At 70.5% G+C, this 17,440-nt stretch carries 12 protein-coding genes; 7 read left to right on the top strand and 5 right to left on the bottom strand.

The window, feature by feature from the left end; translation table 11 throughout:
- Nucleotides 1–22: 22 nt before the first annotated feature.
- From QTH86_RS07935 to QTH86_RS07910, 6 genes are read left to right on the top strand one after another with little or no spacing between them, the layout of a single operon-like run.
- Nucleotides 23–940 carry an ABC transporter permease gene (locus tag QTH86_RS07935; RefSeq protein WP_286645216.1) on the top strand — a complete coding sequence of 306 codons (918 nt, stop codon included), beginning with the start codon at nt 23–25 and terminating at the stop codon, nt 938–940.
- 9 nt (nt 941–949) lie between these two features.
- On the top strand, nt 950–1,867 hold the full coding sequence (locus QTH86_RS07930; RefSeq protein WP_286645217.1) for an ABC transporter permease: 918 nt from the start codon (nt 950–952) through the stop codon (nt 1,865–1,867).
- Between the two features lie 11 nt (nt 1,868–1,878).
- Nucleotides 1,879–2,868, top strand: a complete 990-nt coding sequence (locus QTH86_RS07925; protein WP_286645218.1) for an ABC transporter ATP-binding protein — start codon at nt 1,879–1,881, stop codon at nt 2,866–2,868.
- Nucleotides 2,865–3,731: an ATP-binding cassette domain-containing protein gene (locus QTH86_RS07920; protein ID WP_286645219.1), complete on the top strand. Its 867-nt coding sequence runs from the start codon at nt 2,865–2,867 to the stop codon at nt 3,729–3,731. The genes QTH86_RS07925 and QTH86_RS07920 overlap by 4 nt, the downstream gene beginning before the upstream one ends.
- A 34-nt stretch (nt 3,732–3,765) precedes the next feature.
- Nucleotides 3,766–5,169, top strand: coding sequence for a M20 family metallopeptidase (locus QTH86_RS07915; protein ID WP_286645220.1), 1,404 nt, complete (start codon nt 3,766–3,768; stop codon nt 5,167–5,169).
- Nucleotides 5,166–6,320, top strand: a complete 1,155-nt coding sequence (locus tag QTH86_RS07910) for a M20 family metallopeptidase (RefSeq protein ID WP_286645221.1) — start codon at nt 5,166–5,168, stop codon at nt 6,318–6,320. The genes QTH86_RS07915 and QTH86_RS07910 overlap by 4 nt, the downstream gene beginning before the upstream one ends.
- Here QTH86_RS07910 and QTH86_RS07905 read toward each other — a convergent pair.
- From QTH86_RS07905 to QTH86_RS07885, 5 genes are all read right to left on the bottom strand, one after another.
- Nucleotides 6,317–6,994, bottom strand: a complete 678-nt coding sequence (locus tag QTH86_RS07905) for a DMP19 family protein (RefSeq protein ID WP_286645222.1) — start codon at nt 6,992–6,994, stop codon at nt 6,317–6,319. The two genes, QTH86_RS07910 and QTH86_RS07905, sit on opposite strands and share 4 nt — an antisense overlap.
- Nucleotides 6,995–7,014: 20 nt before the next feature.
- Nucleotides 7,015–7,473: a RidA family protein gene (locus tag QTH86_RS07900; protein WP_286645223.1), complete on the bottom strand. Its 459-nt coding sequence runs from the start codon at nt 7,471–7,473 to the stop codon at nt 7,015–7,017.
- Nucleotides 7,474–7,534: 61 nt separating this feature from the next.
- The gene (locus tag QTH86_RS07895; RefSeq protein ID WP_286645224.1) at nt 7,535–8,515 is read right to left on the bottom strand and encodes a transglutaminase family protein; all 981 of its coding nucleotides are present in this window, start codon (nt 8,513–8,515) and stop codon (nt 7,535–7,537) included.
- A 2-nt stretch (nt 8,516–8,517) separates the two neighbouring features.
- Nucleotides 8,518–11,214 (bottom strand): circularly permuted type 2 ATP-grasp protein, encoded by a 2,697-nt coding sequence (locus QTH86_RS07890; protein ID WP_286645225.1) that lies wholly within the window; start codon nt 11,212–11,214, stop codon nt 8,518–8,520.
- A gap of 93 nt (nt 11,215–11,307) precedes the next feature.
- The gene (locus tag QTH86_RS07885) at nt 11,308–14,826 is read right to left on the bottom strand and encodes a transglutaminase family protein (protein WP_286645226.1); all 3,519 of its coding nucleotides are present in this window, start codon (nt 14,824–14,826) and stop codon (nt 11,308–11,310) included.
- 169 nt (nt 14,827–14,995) lie between these two features.
- On the opposite strand from QTH86_RS07885, the gene QTH86_RS07880 reads away from it, so the two are divergent.
- Nucleotides 14,996–17,404, top strand: a complete 2,409-nt coding sequence (locus tag QTH86_RS07880; RefSeq protein ID WP_286646741.1) for a DNA internalization-related competence protein ComEC/Rec2 — start codon at nt 14,996–14,998, stop codon at nt 17,402–17,404.
- Nucleotides 17,405–17,440 lie beyond the last annotated feature (36 nt).

Genomic DNA, 17,440 nt, shown 5'->3' with positions numbered 1-17,440 from the left:
CCGCATAGCGAGGCCCGTTGCCATGCTGATCTACATCTTCCGCCGGCTGCTGGTGGCGCTCTCGGTCATGCTGACCGTGGCCGTCGTCAGCTTCATGCTGCTGCACCTGTCGGGTGACCTGGCCACGGCCATCGCCGGGCCCGAATCGACCGCGGCCGACGTGGAGAAGATCCGCGTGCAGTACGGCCTCGACCGGCCGATCACCGCACAGTTCTTCGACTGGCTCGGCGCGGCGGCGCGGCTGGACTTCGGGCGCTCGTTCTACTTCCAGAACACGGTGGTCGAACTCATCGGCGAACGCCTGCCGATCACGCTGAAGCTCGGTGGCGTGGCGCTGCTGCTGGCGGTGGTGGTGGCGATCCCGCTGGGGGTGCTGGCCGCCATCTACCGCGACACCTGGATCGATCGGCTGTCGCTGGCGGTGGCGGTGATCGGCCAGGCCATGCCGACCTTCTGGTTCGCGCTGACGCTGATCATCGTGTTCTCGGTCGGGCTCAAGTGGCTGCCGGTGTCGGGCAACACGAGCTGGCAACACTTCGTGCTGCCGGCCGTGGCGCTGGGCTACTACGCGATGCCCGCCATGATGCGGCTCACGCGCGCCGGCATGCTCGACGTGCTCGGCTCCGACTACATCCGCACTGCCCGCGCCAAGGGCCTGAGCCCGGCGCGCGTGGTCTTCAAGCATGCGCTGCGCAACGCGATCATCCCGGTGGTGGCGCTGGCCGCGGTGGAACTGGGCTTCATGCTCGGCGGCTCGGTGGTCATCGAATCGGTGTATTCGATGCAGGGGTTGGGCCAGCTGGCATGGGACTCGATCTCGCGCAACGACTACCCGGTGGTGCAGGCGGTGGTGCTGATCATCGCGGTGTTCTATATCGGCCTGACCTTCGTGGCCGACGTGCTCAACGCCGCGCTCGACCCGCGCATGCGCACCCGCTGAGGAGATGACATGAACGCATCCGCACTGTCATCTCCCGCGATGGCAGCACCCACGCTGACGTTGCCGCCCACACCCGCCTGGCGACGCCTGCTGCGCCGCGTGCTCGGACAGCACGGGCTCACCCTCGGCGTGGTCATCCTCGGCCTGATCGCGCTCGCGGCGCTGTTCGCCCCCTGGCTTGCGCCGCACGACCCGTATGCGCAGGACGTCACGCGCCGCCTCATCCCGCCGATCTGGCACGACAAGGGCTCGTGGGAGCACCTGCTCGGCACCGACAAGCTCGGCCGCGACTACCTCAGCCGGCTGCTGTTCGGCGCCCGCGTGTCGCTGATCATCGGCCTCGTCACGGCGGTGATCGCCGGCGTCATCGGCACCACGCTGGGCGTGTTGGCCGGCTACTACGGCGGCCGGGTCGATGCGGTCATCAGCTACATCATCACCACGCGCCTGGCCATGCCGGTGGTGCTGGTGGCGCTGGCCATGGCCTCGCTCGTCGGCGGTTCGCTGCAGGTGGTGATCCTGCTGCTCGGCCTGCTGCTGTGGGACCGCTTCGCCATCGTCACGCGCTCGGCCACGCAGCAGTTGCGCGACGCCGAGTTCATCGCCGCGGCGAAGGCGCTGGGCGCGTCCACGCCGTACATCCTGCTGCGCGAACTGCTGCCCAACCTGATGAGCGCGCTCACGGTGGTCGCCACGCTGGAGATGGCGCATGCCATCCTGCTCGAATCCACGCTGTCCTTCCTCGGCCTGGGCGTGCAGCCGCCCACGCCGTCGTGGGGGCTGATGGTGGCCGAAGGCAAGGCCTACATGTTCTTCCAGCCCTGGGTGATCCTGATCCCCGGCGTGGTGCTGGCGCTGCTCGTGCTGGCCATCAACCTCGTGGGCGACGGCATCCGCGACCTGACCGCGCCCGACGGCCGCAACTGAAAGGCATCGCCATGAACACTCCCTTGCTGGACGTGAAGAACCTGCGCGTCGACCTGCCGACCGAACGCGGCCTGCTGCATGCGGTGCGCGGCATCGACTTCCACGTGAACCGCGGCGAGATGCTGTGCCTGGTCGGCGAATCCGGCTGCGGCAAGTCGATGACCTCGCTGGCGCTGATGGGCCTGCTGCCGCGCAAGGCGGTGCGCACGGCCGACCACATCCGCTTCGACGGCGTCGACCTGCAGACCCTGCCGGAGAAGGGCATGACCGCCTTGCGCGGCGCGCGCATGGCCATGATCTTCCAGGAGCCGATGACCTCGCTCAACCCGTCGTACACGCTGGGCGACCAGCTCTGCGAGGCACTGCGTGCGCATCGCCAGGTGACGGCGGCCGAGGCACGCGACCGCGCGGTGCACCTGCTCGAACGTGCCGGCGTACCGCAGGCCGCCGACCGCATGCGCCAGTACCCGCACCAGCTCTCGGGCGGCCTGCGCCAGCGCGTGATGATCGCGATGGCGCTGATGTGCGGGCCCGACCTGATCATTGCCGACGAGCCCACGACCGCGCTCGACGTGACCATCCAGGCGCAGATCCTGCGGTTGATCCGCGAGCTGCAGCAGGAATTCGGCACCGCCGTGGTCTTCATCACCCACGACCTCGGCGTGGTGGCGCGCATCGCCGACCGCGTGGCCGTGATGTACGCCGGCGAGGTGATCGAGACCGCGCCGGTCGGCGAACTCTTCGCGCAACCGACGCACCCGTACACCCGCGGCCTGCTCGGCTGCATCCCGGTGCGCGGCAAGACGCTGCCGGGCAGCCACCTGCAGGCGATTCCCGGCGTGGTGCCGAGCCTGGTGGGCGAGGTGCGGGGCTGCGCCTTCGCCAACCGCTGTGAGATGGTGCAGCCCGCCTGTGCGGAGACGCCGCCGTACGTGGCCTTGAACGCGCGGCATGCGGTGCGTTGCGTGCACGCGCAGGCCGAGCTGGCGGAGGCGGCATGAGCGCGGTGATCAATCCCACTCAGACATCGCCCGGCGACGACATCGCGCTGGAGTTGTGCGCGCTGACCCGCGTCTACCAACTCAAGCGCGGCCTGTTCCGCGCGCCCGGCCAGATCAAAGCGGTCGACGATGTGTCGCTGCGCATCCGCAAGGGCGAGACGCTGGGCCTGGTCGGCGAGTCCGGCTGTGGCAAGAGCACGCTGGCCAAGATGCTGCTGGGCCTGCTGGCCCCGACCTCGGGTAACGTGCTGATCAACGGCCGCGAGATCGACCCGACCCGGCGCAAGGCGCTGGCGCGCTCGGTGCAGCCGATCTTCCAGGACCCGTATTCGTCGCTGAACCCGCGCCGCACCGTGGCCGACATCGTGGGCGTGCCGCTGCGGCTGCACCAGGTCGGCACGCATGCGGAGCAGAAGAAGCGCGTCAAGGACATGCTCGACCTGGTCGGCATGCCCGAGCGCACGCACAGCCAGTACCCGAACCAGCTCTCGGGCGGGCAGCGCCAGCGCGTGGCCATCGCGCGTGCGTTGGTGCTGCGGCCCGAGATCCTGATCTGCGACGAACCGACCTCGGCGCTGGACGTGTCGGTGCAGGCGCAGATCCTGAACCTGCTGCTCGACCTGAAGGCGGAGTTCGGCCTGACCTATCTCTTCATCAGCCACGACCTCGGCGTGGTCGAGCACCTGGTCGACCGCGTGGCGGTGATGCACCGCGGCCGGATCGTCGAGCACGGCGCCCGCGAGCAGATCTTCGCGCGGCCCGAACATGCCTACACCCGCATGCTGCTGGCCTCGGCGCTCACGCCCGAGCCGGGCCTGGGCATTCCCGACATCGAGCGCGAGCTTCCGCTCGCCGTCGCATGATCTTTCCCTCCACCTCTACCTTCGAGACATCGCCATGAGCCGCCAACAAGCCATCGACCAGACACTGGCCCGCTTCGACGACGGGCGCTTCCAGCAGACGCTGGCGCGCCGGGTCGCCTTCCGCACCGAAAGCCAGGACGCTGCCAGCGGGCCCATCCTGCGGTCCTACCTGGACGACGAGATCGCGCCGCAGCTCGAAGCGCTGGGCTTCAGCTGCCGCGTGGTCGACAACCCCATCGCCGGCAAGAGCCCGTTCCTGCTGGCCGAGCGCATCGAGCCCGGTGCGGCCTTCACGCTGCTCACCTATGGCCACGGCGACGTGGTGCGCGGCTACGACGCCCAGTGGCGCGACGGGCTGAAGCCGTGGGAGATCGTGGTCGAAGGCAACCGCTGGTACGGCCGCGGCACCGCCGACAACAAGGGCCAGCACACCATCAACCTCACGGCGCTGGAGCAGGTGCTCGCGGTGCGCAGCGGCAAGCTCGGCTACAACGTGAAGATCATCCTGGAGATGGGCGAAGAGGACGGTTCGCCGGGCCTCAACGAGGTCTGCGCGGCGAACAGCGAGCTGCTCGCGGCCGACCTGTTCATCGCGTCCGACGGCCCGCGCGTCTCCGCGTCCCGCGCCACCATGTTCCTCGGCTCGCGCGGCGTCTTCAACTTCGACCTGCACCTGAAACTGCGCGAGGGCGGCCACCATTCGGGCAACTGGGGCGGGCTGCTCCGCAACCCCGGCATCCGCCTGGCGCATGCCATTGCCAGCCTGGTCGATGCCAAGGGCCGCATCCTCGTGCCCGGCCTGCTGCCCAAGGAACTGCCCGAGAGCGTGCGCGCCGCGCTGAAGGACATCGCGGTCGGCGGCGACGTGAACGACCCCGAGATCGATCCGGACTGGGGCGAGCCCGGCCTGTCGGCCGCCGAGCGGGTGCTCGGCTGGAACAGCTTCGAGGTGCTGGCCTTCACCACCGGCAACCCGGCCATGCCGGTGCATGCGATCCCGTCGGAGGCGCGTGCGCACTGCCACATGCGCTACGTCGTCGGCAGCGACCATACCCACTTCCTCGACCACATCCGCGCGCACCTGGATGCACACGGCTTCGACGATGTCGAGCTGCGCAAGACCGACGTGCGCATGGCCGCGACGCGCCTCGACCCCGACGATGCCTGGGTGCGCTGGGGCCTCGCCTCCATCGAGCGCAGCACCGGCCAGCGCCCCGCGCTGTTGCCCAACCTGGGCGGCTCGCTGCCCAACGAGGTCTTCTCCGAAACGCTGGGCCTGCCGACGCTGTGGGTGCCGCATTCCTACCCGGCGTGTTCGCAGCATGCGCCCAACGAACACATCCTGGCCGACGTGACGCGCGAGTCGCTGCACATCATGGCGGGCCTGTTCTGGGACCTGGCCGAAGAAGGGCCCGGCGTCTTCAAGGAACGCCGATGAGCGCGCATAACCTCGAATCGGCCATCGCCTGGCTTGCCGAGCAGCGTGGCGCGATGCAGACCGCGCTGGCCGACCTGGTCGACATCGACTCCAACAGCCACGACAAGGCCGGCACCGACCGCGTCGCCGACGCCATGCGCGGCTGGCTGCTGGCCGACGACATCGAGGCGACGCACCACGCCGACCCGGCCGAGGGCGACGTGCTGCTCGCGCGACTGCCGGGCATCGACGCGTCGCAGGCACCCGTGGTGCTGATGGGCCACCGCGACACGGTGTTCCCGACGGGCACGGTGCTGCAGCGCCCGTGGCGCGTCGAGGGTGATCGCGGCTACGGCCCCGGTGTGTCGGACATGAAGTCCGGCCTGGTGCTGCAGTGTTTCGTGCTGATGGCGCTGCGCCGCATGGCGCCCTTGCCGTTCCCGGTGCTCGGGCTGTTCACCGCCGACGAGGAGATCGGCTCGCAGCGCGGCCGCGTCGCCATCGAGGCGCATGCGCGCGGCGCGCGGGCCGCCTTCAACGCCGAGCCGGGACGGGTCAGCGGCAACCTCGTGACTTCGCGCAAGGGCGGCGCCAACTTCGTCGTCGATGTCACCGGCCGCGCGGCGCATGCCGGCATGAACCACGCCGACGGCGCCAGCGCCATCGAGACCCTGGCGCGCAAGATCCAGGCGCTGCATGCGCTGACCGACTACGACGCGGGCATCACCGCCAACGTCGGCCTCGTCAGCGGGGGCATGTCGAGCAACACCGTGGCGCCGTCGGCGCAGGGCAAGCTCGACGTGCGCTTCTGCACGCTGGAACAGCGCGAGACGCTCTTCGCGCGCATCCGCGAGATCGTCGCCGAGCCGGGTGTGCCGGGGACCGAGGCCACGGTCACGCAGACCTCGGAGTTCCTGCCGCTCGAGCCGAAGTGGAGTGAAGAGCTCCTGACGCGCTACCAGGCAAGCGCCGCGCAGATCGGCTTCGCGGTGGAGGGCGAGTTCACCGGCGGCTGCTCCGACGCCGGCTTCACCGCCTCGCTCGGCATCCCGACGCTGTGCGGCGTCGGCCCGGTTGGCGCCAAGGCGCACACCGACCAGGAATACTGCTGCCTCGATACGCTGGTGCCGCGTGCGCAGGCGCTGCTGGGGACGATTGCGGGGTTGGCTTAGGCGCCTGTTCCCGACAGGCTGTCAGGGCCAGGCGGAGAAGCTCGACCGTAATGCAAGACCCCGAGCTTCGACAGCCGGTCGGGGTACTCCCAGAAGGCTTCGTCGAGCGCTTCAAGCGCGTCCTGCTCGGCAGGCGTCAGTCGCTGATAGAGATCCATCAACGCCTGGATCTGTGGTGATCCATCGAGACGGTCGAGCACGGCGCGCATTCGTTGCACGAGGGAATGCATCTGCAGCGCGCCGATGTCGGCCAGCGCGGCGATGGCCGTGCGGCAAGTGGCTTCGCCCCAGTTGCAGAAGAATTGAAGGAAGCCGCCGTTGTTGACGTCGGCCTCGAGGCGCCACAGTGCCGAAAGCTGCTGCTCGCGCAACGGCAAGGCGTCGAGTTGCCAATCGGCGGCTTTCAGCGCCGCAATGCCTTCGTCCTGCAGTTGCTCCCAGCACAGGGTGAAAACGTTCACCATGCCCTCGTCGGAGGAGGGCCACAGCGCGGGCCAATCGAGCCCGTGGCCATCGTCGACCAACACCCACTGCAGTCGCTGTGCGGGTGTGGCTTTCTCGAGGCGGACGTGCCGTTTCAATGGCTCGCGCAGCACGCGCCCGTCGCTCAGTGCGAGCGTCAGCGCGTCAGCATCGATGTCGATCGTGCGGATGGCATGGGCCGACTCGCTCATGGCCGACGGTAGCGCACGCGTCAGGCCACTTCGGCGATCAACTCGATCTCGACGCAGCACCCCATCGGGATCTGCGCCACGCCGAAGGCGCTGCGCGCGTGCGCACCCTTGTCGGTGCCGAACACTTCGGCCAGCAGCTCGCTCGCGCCGTTGGTCACCAGGTGCTGTTCGGTGAAGGCGAGGGTCGAGTTGACCAGGCTCATTACCTTGACGATGCGGGTGATCTTGTTCAGGTCGCCGGTGGCCGCGTGCAGCGTGCCGAGCAGGTCGACGGCGACGGCGCGGGCGGCCAGCTTGCCTTCTTCGGTCGTGATGTTCTCGCCCAGCTTGCCGACCCAGGGCTTGCCGTCCTTCTTCGCGACGTGGCCCGACAGGAAGACCAGGTTGCCGGTCTTGGCGAAGGGCACATAGGCCGCGGCGGGCACCGAGACGGGTGGCAGTTCGATGCCGAGTTGGGTGAGTTTGTCGTAAACGCTCATGGAAATCGCTCCGGATGAAAAGTGTCCGAGGTTAACGGACGCGCGGCGGCCCCGCGCAGAATCAGGATGACGATTGCGACTGGCTTTGCGACTGCGCTTGAGTTTGCGAGCTGCCGGCGGCGAGTGCCGCAGCGGCCGCCTCAGCCCGCAGTTCCTCGAGCGGCCGCACGGTGACGCCGACGTCCAGCGTGTGGCGCGCGCCGCCATGCAGCACGCCGCGCATCGGCGACACGTCGGCGTAGTCGCGCCCGATGGCGAGGGTCACGTAGTCCTCGCCGGGCTGGCGGCCGTTGGTCGGGTCGAAGTCGGCCCAGTCGCCGGGGCCGTCGGCGCCGGGCAGGTAGACCGACACCCATGCATGCGAGGCATCGGCGCCCACCAGCCGTGGCTGGCCGGGGGGCGGCTGCGTCAGCAGGTAGCCGCTGACGTAGCGCGCCGGCAGGCCCATGGTGCGGAAGCAGGCGATGAGGATGTGCGCGAAGTCCTGGCACACGCCCTTGCGCTGCGCCAGCGCCTCGACGGCCGGGGTGCTGATCTCGGTGCTGCCCGCGTCGTAGTCGAAGTCGCGGTACATGCGTTGCATGAGGTCGGTGGCGACGTCGAAGGTCGGCCGGCCGGGCGCGAAGCTGGGCCGCGCATAGGTGGCGAAGTCGTCGTGGCGCGGCACGTAGCGCGACGGGAAGACGAAGTCGGACGCGGCATCGAAGCGCGAGCCCTTGCGGTAGCGGAAGCGCTCGCGCACCTCTTCCCAGGGCAGCTCGCGCGCGATGCTGGCGGCCAGCACGGGCGTGGAGGTCTCGACCACGCTCTCGGCCGTGACCACCAGTTCCTCGTGCGTCGATTCGAGCGCGAAGAAGGCGCGGGTGTTGCCGTACAGGTCGGGCGATTCGTTCTGCTGCGCCGGCGCGGGCGTGATCGACAGCGCATGGCTCACCAGCCGCTGCGACGGCGTCTCGCGCGGCTTGAGGTGCGCCAGGTGCTGCGCCGTCTCGACCGGCGGCGCGTAGTCGTAGCGTGTTTCGTGGGTGACGTGCAGCAGCATGGTCAGACGCCTACCGAGCGCAGCGACTCGGAGGTGAGCGTGAAGTAGCGGATGCCGATCGCGTCGGACACGTGGTAGGCGGCGGTCTCGCAGAATTCGAAGAGCTGGACCAGCGCCGGGTACTGGCCGTCGGCGTCGACCTCGCAGAGGTTCTCCAGCGTCCACATCGCCGGGTCGGGCAGTTCGTACGACAGCGCGGTGAGCTTGCCCGGGGCGCTGCCCGCGAGCCGGGCGATGCGCCCGCGCAGGGTCTGCGTGACCCAGGCCAGGGAGCGCGGGTTGTCGCCGTCGAGCACCAGCAGGTCGACCAGCGTGGCAACGTCGCGGCGCTGCTGGTAGCGCGCATGGAAGGTGATGGTGCTGTCGAACAGCGCGACCATCGCCTCGAAGCCGTTGACCTCGTGCACCGCGCCGCCCTTGAATCCCGCGGCCAGCGCGCTCGAGAGGAAGGCCAGGCGCTCGATGTGGCGGCCGATGGACAGCAGCCGCCACGCGTCGTCGCGCGTCATGCGATCGGTCTGGGCGCCGGTCATGGCCGACAGTGCGGCGCTGGCGGCTTCGAGCGAGTGCAGCGCGGCGCCGGCCGCGAAGCTGCCATCGCGCTCCTCGCCCTCCTGCTCGGCCGTGCGGCGCAGGAATTCCTCCTCGGCGCGCACGATCTGGTTCCAGTGGTCCTGCGACAGGCGCTCGCGCACCGCGGCGGCGGCCTGCCGCACGCAGCGCAGGTTGTAGCCGACGCTGCCCCCGGTCTCGACGTTGCCGAGGTCGGCGATCAGTGCGCGCTCGAACACACGACGGGCCTTGGTGCCGATCGGCACCTCGGGCGCGATCAGCGTGTTGCGCGTGGACAGCCCGTGCAGCCACTCGAGCAGCGGGCGCGACGAGGGCTCCTCGCCTCCGAGCCGGTCGAGCACCAGGCGCGCCAGGCGCACGGCGTTCTCGGCGCGCTCGGTGTAGCGGCCCAGCCAGAACATGTTCTCGGCCGCACGGCTGGTCACCGGGGCCCGGTGCCGTGCCAGCGAGGCCGGTGTGGCATGCGGCTGCAGCAGGGTGGTGCGGTCGACCTCGCCGTGCGTCTGCACCCAGACGTCGGCGCTGCTGCCGCCGCGCTGCATCGAGGCGATCTGCGCGTCGGCACCGGCCAGCCGCGCCAGCCCGCCGGGCAGCACGCGCCACGACTGCGGGCCGTCGCTCACCGCGAACACGCGCAGCATCACGGCGCGCGGTGCGATGTGGCCGCGGCCGAAGTTCGGCGCCCAGGTCGGCATCTGCGACAGCGGCAGGTAGCTCTGCACCGTGTGCTCGTCGCCCTGCCGCACGATGCGGCCGGCCCATTCGTCGAGTTCGCGGCGGCTCATGCGGCTGCCCAGCACGGCCTCGAAGCTGGTGTGCGAGTCGTAGCCGGGGTAGGTCGCCTTGATGGCGCAGTCGCCCAGTTGTGGCAGGGCCGACTCGAGTGCCGCGCGCTCGCCGCACCACCAGGTCGGCAGCGCGGGCAACTGCAGCTTCTCGCCGATCAGGCGCCGCGCCAGCGCGGGCAGGAAGCCCAGCAGCGCCGGCGATTCGAGGAAGGCCGAGCCCGGCATGTTGGCGACCAGCAGGTTGCCGGCGCGAATGGCCTGCAGCAGGCCGGGCACGCCCAGCGTGGAATCGGGCCGCAGCTCGAGCGGGTCGAGGAACTGGTCGTCCAGGCGCTTGATGAGCCCGTGCACCGGCCGCAGGCCCTGCAGCGTCTTGAGGTAGACGCGCTGGTCGCGCACCGTGAGGTCGTTGCCCTCGACCAGCGTGATGCCCAGGTAGCGCGCCAGGTAGGCGTGCTCGAAGTAGGTCTCGTTGTAGGGGCCGGGGGTGAGCAGGGCGATGTGCGGTGGCGAACCGGCCGGGCACATGCGCTGCAGGCCTTCCATCATGGCGCTGTAGGTGGCGGCCAGGCGCTGCACCTGCAACTCCTCGAAGGCCTGCGGGAACTGGCGCGACACCGCCAGCCGGTTTTCCAGCAGGTAGCCCAGGCCCGAGGGAGCCTGCGTGCGCTGCGACACCACCCACCAGTTGCCGTCGGGGCCGCGCGCCAGGTCGAAGGCGGCGATGTGCAGCCAGGTGTCGCCGGGCGGCTTCACGCCATGCATCGGGCGCAGGTAGCCGGGATGCCCGCGCACCAGCGCGTCGGGCAGCAGGCCTTCGGCCAGCAGCTGCTGCGGGCCGTAGACGTCGGCCATCACCCGGTCGAGCACGCGCACGCGCTGGAGCACGCCGGCCTCGATCTGCGTCCAGCTCTCGGGCGAGACGATCAGGGGGAACAGGTCGAGCGACCACGGCCGCTGCGGACCATCGGCATCGGCATAGACGTTGTAGGTGACGCCGTTGTCGCGGATCTGCCGCTCCAGGTTGATGGCGCGCCGCGGGAGGTCGGTGAAGCCGCCGCTGCCCAGGTGTTCGAAGAAGCGCGCCCAGGGCGGCGTCAGTTCGGGGGTGGCCGTTGCCGGGCCGGGCGATTCGGGGGCGGCGGGTGGCGGCAGCGCGGCGTCGTGCAGGGGCGTACCGGCCGGCGCGGGCTGCTGGCGGGGCGCAGCCGCCGGGGTGGCGGCCCCCCGGAGTTCGTCGAAATGGCCGGGCGCAGCCGGCGGCGCCAGCGCCGAGGCCAGCGCGGCGGGAGATTCGAGCGATTGCGCGCCGAAAAGGGAGTCGTTCAACGGTTCCACGGTGCGCCGATTGTCACACCGTGGTCATGCGCGCGCGGCAGCCGCCCCACGATAAAACGCCGGCACCTGCGCCATACGGCCGCGTGGGCAGCCTCATCGTCGCAGGTCGAGCGTGAACGGGAACTCGCGGCTGCCGGCCAGCTCGATCGTCGCTGGCGGCACCTTCATCAGCCCCGGCGTGTGGCCCATGCGGGTGAAGCGCGCCATGCGCCGGCTCTCGGCCTCGTAGGCGTTGACTGGGAAGGTGTCGTAGTTGCGCCCGCCCGGGTGGGCGACGAAGTACTGGCAGCCGCCCAGCGAGCGCTTCATCCACGTGTCGACGATGTCGAAGGTCAGCGGCGCGTGCGCGCCGATGCTCGGGTGCAGCGCCGACGGCGGGTTCCAGGCCTTGTAGCGCACGCCGGCGACGAATTCGCCGACGGTGCCGGTGGGCTGCAGCGGCAGCACCTTGCCGTTGACCGTGATGACGTGGCGGCTTTCGTTGAGGCCGGTCACGCGCACCTCGATGCGTTCGAGCGACGAATCGACATAGCGCACCGTGCCGCCGGCCGAGCCTTCCTCGCCCATCACGTGCCACGGTTCGAGCGCATTGCGCAGCGAGAGCTCCACGCCCATCGCCTGCACCTGGCCGACCAGCGGGAAGCGGAATTCGAGGTGCGGCGCGAACCAGTTCGGGTCGAAGGGGAAGCCGGCCTGGCGCATCTCGCTGATGACGTCCTCGAAGTCCATCTTGACGAAGGTCGGCAGGAGGAAGCGGTCGTGCAGCTCGGTGCCCCAGCGGGTGGCCGGCGCCTGGTAGGGCTCGTCCCAGAAGCGCGCGATGAAGGCGCGCAGCAGCAGTTGCTGCGCGATGCTCATGCGCGCATGCGGCGGCATCTCGAAGGCGCGCAGTTCCAGCAGGCCGAGGCGGCCGGTGGAGGAGTCGGGCGAGTACAGCTTGTCGATGCAGAACTCGCTGCGGTGCGTGTTGCCGGTCACGTCGACCAGGATGTTGCGCAGCGTGCGGTCGACCAGCCAGGCGGGCATGTTCTGGCCGTAGATCTCGCGGTTCTTCGCGATCTCCTTGAGCGCGATCTCCAACTCGTAGACCTGGTCGTTACGGGCCTCGTCGACGCGCGGCGCCTGGCTCGTCGGGCCGATGAACATGCCCGAAAACAGGTAGCTGAGCGACGGGTGGTTGTGCCAGTACAGCAGCAGGCTGGCCAGCAGCTCGGGCCGGCGCAGAAAGGGGCTGTCGGCGGGCGTGGCGCCGCCCATCACGAAGTGGTTGCCGCCGCCGGTGCCGGTGTGGCGGCCGTCGGTCATGAACTTCTCGGCCGACAGGCGGGTTTCGAAGGCCGCGTCGTACAGGAACTCGGTGTGCGCGACCAGTTCCTTCCAGTTGTTGGCCGGGTGGATGTTGACCTCGATCACGCCCGGGTCGGGCGTGACGGCCAGCATCTTCAGGCGCGGATCGCGCGGCGGCGGGTAGCCCTCGATCACGATCTGCAGGCCGAGCTGCTGCGACGTGGCCTCGATGGCGGCGACCAGGTCGAGGTAGTCCTCCAGGCGACGCAGCGGCGGCATGAAGACGTAGAGCACGCCCGACGAGCTGCCGACCTTCTCGGCCGCCGGCCCGTTGGCGCGGCGCGGGTCGCGCACCTCGACGCACAGCGCGGTGCGGGTGATCCAGTGGGCCGACTCGCCGCGGCGCGGCTGGCGCGGGGTGGTGGGGTCGGTGCCGTCCGCTGAAGCCGCGCCCGGGCCTGTCGCGGCGCTGGTCGCCGTCGCGGTACCCGGGCCTTGCATGCGCAGGGCGGCCGGCGTCTGCGGCGGCGTGCCGAAGGCGTAGGGCACGGCACCCAGGTCGTCCTTCGGGCCGGTCGGCAGGCCGGCGTAGCGCGTGCGGTAGTCGGCGTAGTTCGGCAGGTCGGCCAGCGGCGCGGTCGGGTCGCGGTCGACCAGGTAGGGGTAGTCGCCCTTGCTGGCCCAGGGCTGCGAGTCGAGCGGCAGGCGGTAGCCCATGGGCGAGTCGCCGGGGATCAGGTACATGCGGTCGTCGCGCAGGAACCAGGGCCCGGTCTTCCAGCCGGGGCCTTCGAGCGCCGGTGCGTCCCGGTCGGCGTTGCCCGGCTCGATCGGCAGCATGTAGCCGATGACGGCGTCGAGCTTCTGCGTGAACACGCGGCGCAGGCGCACGCGTTCCATCTCGTCGTCGAGCTTCGAGTCGAAGGGGTCGACGTTGACCGGCAGGCGGCGCTCACGCCAGAGGTAGTAGTAGGTGTCTTCGTAGCCGGGCTGGATGTAGCGCTCGGTCAGGCCGAGGCGGTGCGCCAGCACGGTGGTGAAGCGGCGCGCGTCTTCGCTGGTGTAGTGCGTCGGCACGCGCTCGTCGGCGAAGAGTTCCGGGTTGTGCCAGATGGTCTGGCCGTCGGCGCGCCAGAAGATCGACAGCGCCCAGCGCGGCAATTGCTCGCCCGGGTACCACTTGCCCTGGCCGAAGTGCAGGAAGCCGCCGTTGCCGTATTCGGCGCGCAGCTTCTGCACCAGCTCGGTGGCGTAGCCGCGCTTGGTCGGGCCGAGCGCGTCGGTGTTCCATTCGGCGGCGTCGCGGTCGCTGGTGGCCACGTAGGTCGGCTCGCCGCCCATCGTCAGGCGCACGTCGCCGGCGGCCAGGCGCTTGTCGACGGCGTCGCCCAGGGCCAGCACTTCGGCCCACTGCTCGTCGGTATAGGGCTTGGTGACGCGGGGCGATTCATGGATGCGCGTGACGACCATCTCGTGGCCGAACTCGACCTCGGCCTCGTCGACCACGCCTTCGATCGGCGCGGCGCTCGAGGGCGTGGGCGTGCAGGCCAGCGGGATGTGGCCTTCGCCGGCGAGCAGGCCGGAGGTGGCATCGAGGCCGATCCAGCCGGCGCCGGGCAGGTAGACCTCGCACCAGGCGTGCAGGTCGGTGAAGTCGACCGTCGTGCCGCTCGGGCCGTCGAGCGCCTTCACGTCGGGCGTCAGCTGGATCAGGTAGCCCGAGACGAAGCGCGCGGCCAGGCCCATGTGGCGCAGCAGCTGCACCAGCAGCCAGCCCGAGTCGCGGCAGGAGCCGCTGCCGTTGGTGAGCGTTTCTTCCGGCGTCTGCACGCCGGGCTCCATGCGGATCAGGTAGTCGACGTCGCCCTGCACCTGCTGGTTGATGCCGACCAGGAAGTCGATGGTGCGCTTCTCGGTGCGGTCGATCTTGTCGAGGTAGGCCTGGACCAGTGGCGTGGCCGGTTCCACGACCAGGTAGGGCGCGAGCTCGTCGGCCTGCTCGGCCGTGTACTTGAAGGGGAAGTTCTCGGCCTGCGGCTCGAGGAAGAAGTCGAAGGGGTTGTAGACCGCCATCTCGACCACGAGGTCGACCGTGACCTTGAATTCGCGCGTCTTCTCGGGGAAGACCAGGCGGGCCTGGTAGTTCGCGAACGGGTCCTGCTGCCAGTTGATGAAGTGCTGTTCGGGCTCGATGCGCAGCGAATAGGAGATGACGTTGCTGCGGCAGTGCGGTGCCGGACGCAGGCGGACCACCTGCGGGCCGAGCTGCACCGGACGGTCGTACTTGTAGTGGGTGACGTGGTGGAGTGCGGCGTGAATGGACATCGGTTTTTCTCGGAGCGGCGACGGGCCTCGGGTGAGACGCATACTAGCCCACCGGCAAAGCAATTAACGCGCCACGAAAAGCGTGTAGAGGGAGGGCCTGCCGCATGGATCAGGAAGCGATTTCGTGAGGGCGCAGCACGACCTGCGCGGCTGGGCGCCCTTTGTGGCCATGGCCGGCGCGATCGTGGGCGCCGCCCTGCAACTGCAGCAGGCGGCCTTGTGGCCAGCCTGGCGCTATGGGGTGATGGCCGGTGCAGCGAGCCTGGTGCTGTACGCCATGGGGCGCGCCCGCCGCCACGGCCGAGGCGCGCTGGCCGCGTTGCTGGTGGTCGCGGCGCTCGCCAGTGCCGGCCTCACGGGATGGCGCGCGGCGGTCCATGCCGACGACGCGCTGGACCCGTCGCTCGAGGGTCACGACCTTCAGGTGACGGGCGTGATCGCCCAGATGCCGCAACACGACGACGGCGGCACGCGCTTCCGGCTCGATGTCGAGTCGGCGCAGTGGGCCGGGTCGGCCGGCGAGCCACCGCCGCCGCGCGTGCCGCGCCGCATCGCGCTGGGCTGGTATGCCGAAGGCACCGGCCTCTGGGGCCGCGGGGCGGAAGAGGCGTCGGTCGCGCCGCCGCCGCTTCGGCGCCCCGATGCACTGCACGCCGGCGAGCGCTGGCGGCTGACCGTCCGCCTCAAGGCGCCGCACGGCAACCTGAACCCGCATGGCTTTGATCAAGAACTGCAGATGTGGGAGCAGGGCGTGCAGGCGACCGGCTACGTGCGCACCGGCGCCCGCGATGCGCCGCCGGAACGCCTCGCCGCCACCTGGCAACGCCCGGTCGAGCGCGCCCGCGAAGCCGTGCGCGACGCGGTCTTCGAGCGCGTGACCGACCGGCGCCTGGCCGGTGTGATCGCCGCGCTGGTGACCGGCGACCAGGGCGCCATCGACCGCGCCGACTGGGACGTCTACCGCGCGACGGGCGTGGCCCACCTGATGGCGATCTCGGGTCTGCACATCACCATGTTCGCGTGGCTCGCGGCCTTGCTCGTCGGGGCGCTGTGGCGGCGCAGCACGCGCCTGATGCTGCGCTGGCCGGCGCAGCAGGCCGCCCTCGTCGTCGGCGTCGCACTGGCCGGGCTGTACGCGCTCTTCAGCGGTTGGGGCGTGCCCTCGCAGCGCACGGTGTGGATGCTGGCGACCATCGCCCTGCTGCGCATCGCCGGTCGGCGCTGGCCGTGGCCCTGCGTGTGGCTGCTGGCCTGCGCAGTGGTGGTGACGGTCGACCCGTGGGCCTTGATGCAGGCCGGCTTCTGGCTCAGCTTCGTGGCCGTGGCGGCGCTGTTCGCAACCGATGCCATGGCCGAGGCCGGCCAGGCGATGACCTGGCGACATCGCCTCGGCCGGCTGGCGCGCGAGCAGGCCGTCGTCACGCTGGCGCTCACGCCGCTCACGCTCCTGCTGTTCCAGCAGGTGTCGGTGGTCGGGCTGATCGCCAATGCGCTGGCCATCCCCTGGGTCACGCTGGTCGTCACGCCGCTGGCCATGCTCGGCGTGTTGCTGCCGTGGGCCTGGGATGCGGCGGCGTGGGCCGTGCAGGGCCTGTCGTGGTGGCTCCAGTGGCTCGCGGCGTGGCCGTTCGCGACCGTGTCGATGGCGGCGCCGCCGCTGTGGGCCGCCGTCGGCGGGGTGGCGGGCGGCGTGCTGCTGGTGATGCGACTGCCCTGGTCGATGCGCGTGCTGGGCCTGCCCCTGTTGTTGCCCGTGTTGCTGTGGCAGGCGCCACGCCCGCCCGTCGGCGAGTTCGAGCTGTTGGCCGCCGACATCGGCCAGGGCAATGCGGTGCTGGTGCGCACCGCCAGCCACAGCCTGCTGTACGACGCCGGCCCGCGCTACAGCCTGGAGAGTGATGCCGGCCACCGCGTGCTGGTGCCGCTGCTGCGCGCGCTGGGCGAGCGGCTCGACACCGTCGTGCTGAGCCACCGCGACAGCGACCACACCGGCGGCGCGCCGGCCGTGCTCGCCATGCAGCCGCAGGCCGCGCTGCTGAGTTCGATCGAGGCAAGTCATCCGCTGCAAGCGCTGCGGCCGGCGCAACGTTGCATCGCCGGCCAGCGCTGGACCTGGGACGGCGTCGACTTCGAAGTGCTGCACCCGGTCGCCGCCGACTACGCCGTTCCGTCGGCCAAGCCCAACACCGTCTCCTGCGTGCTGCGCATCGGCAACGGACGCGCCACCGCGCTGCTGGCCGGTGACATCGAGCGCGCGCAGGAGGTCGCACTGGTCACCCGAAGCGCCGACGGCGCCCTGCGCGCCGACGTGCTGCTGGTGCCGCACCACGGCAGCAAGACCTCGTCGAGCCCGCCGTTGCTCGAGGCGGTCCAGCCGCGGCTGGCGCTGGTGCAGGCGGGCTACCGCAACCGCTTCGGCCACCCGGCGCTGCCGGTGCGCGAGGCCTATGCCGCGCGCGGCACGACGCTCGTCGACAGCCCGCATTGCGGCGCGGCGCAGTGGTCGAGCCGCGCGCCTGGCGCGGTGCGCTGCGCGCGCGAGACCCAGGCGCGCTACTGGCACCACCGCGTGCCTTGAGTGGAACGACCGCCCGAACGTCTGTGGCATCCCCAG

The sequence above is a fragment of the Variovorax sp. J2L1-78 genome (genome assembly GCF_030317205.1).
GTDB classification, from domain to species: Bacteria; Pseudomonadota; Gammaproteobacteria; order Burkholderiales; family Burkholderiaceae_C; genus Variovorax; species Variovorax arabinosiphilus.
Note: the sequence above shows the minus strand (reverse complement) of the source record. Positions and strands in the feature narration are given on the sequence as shown.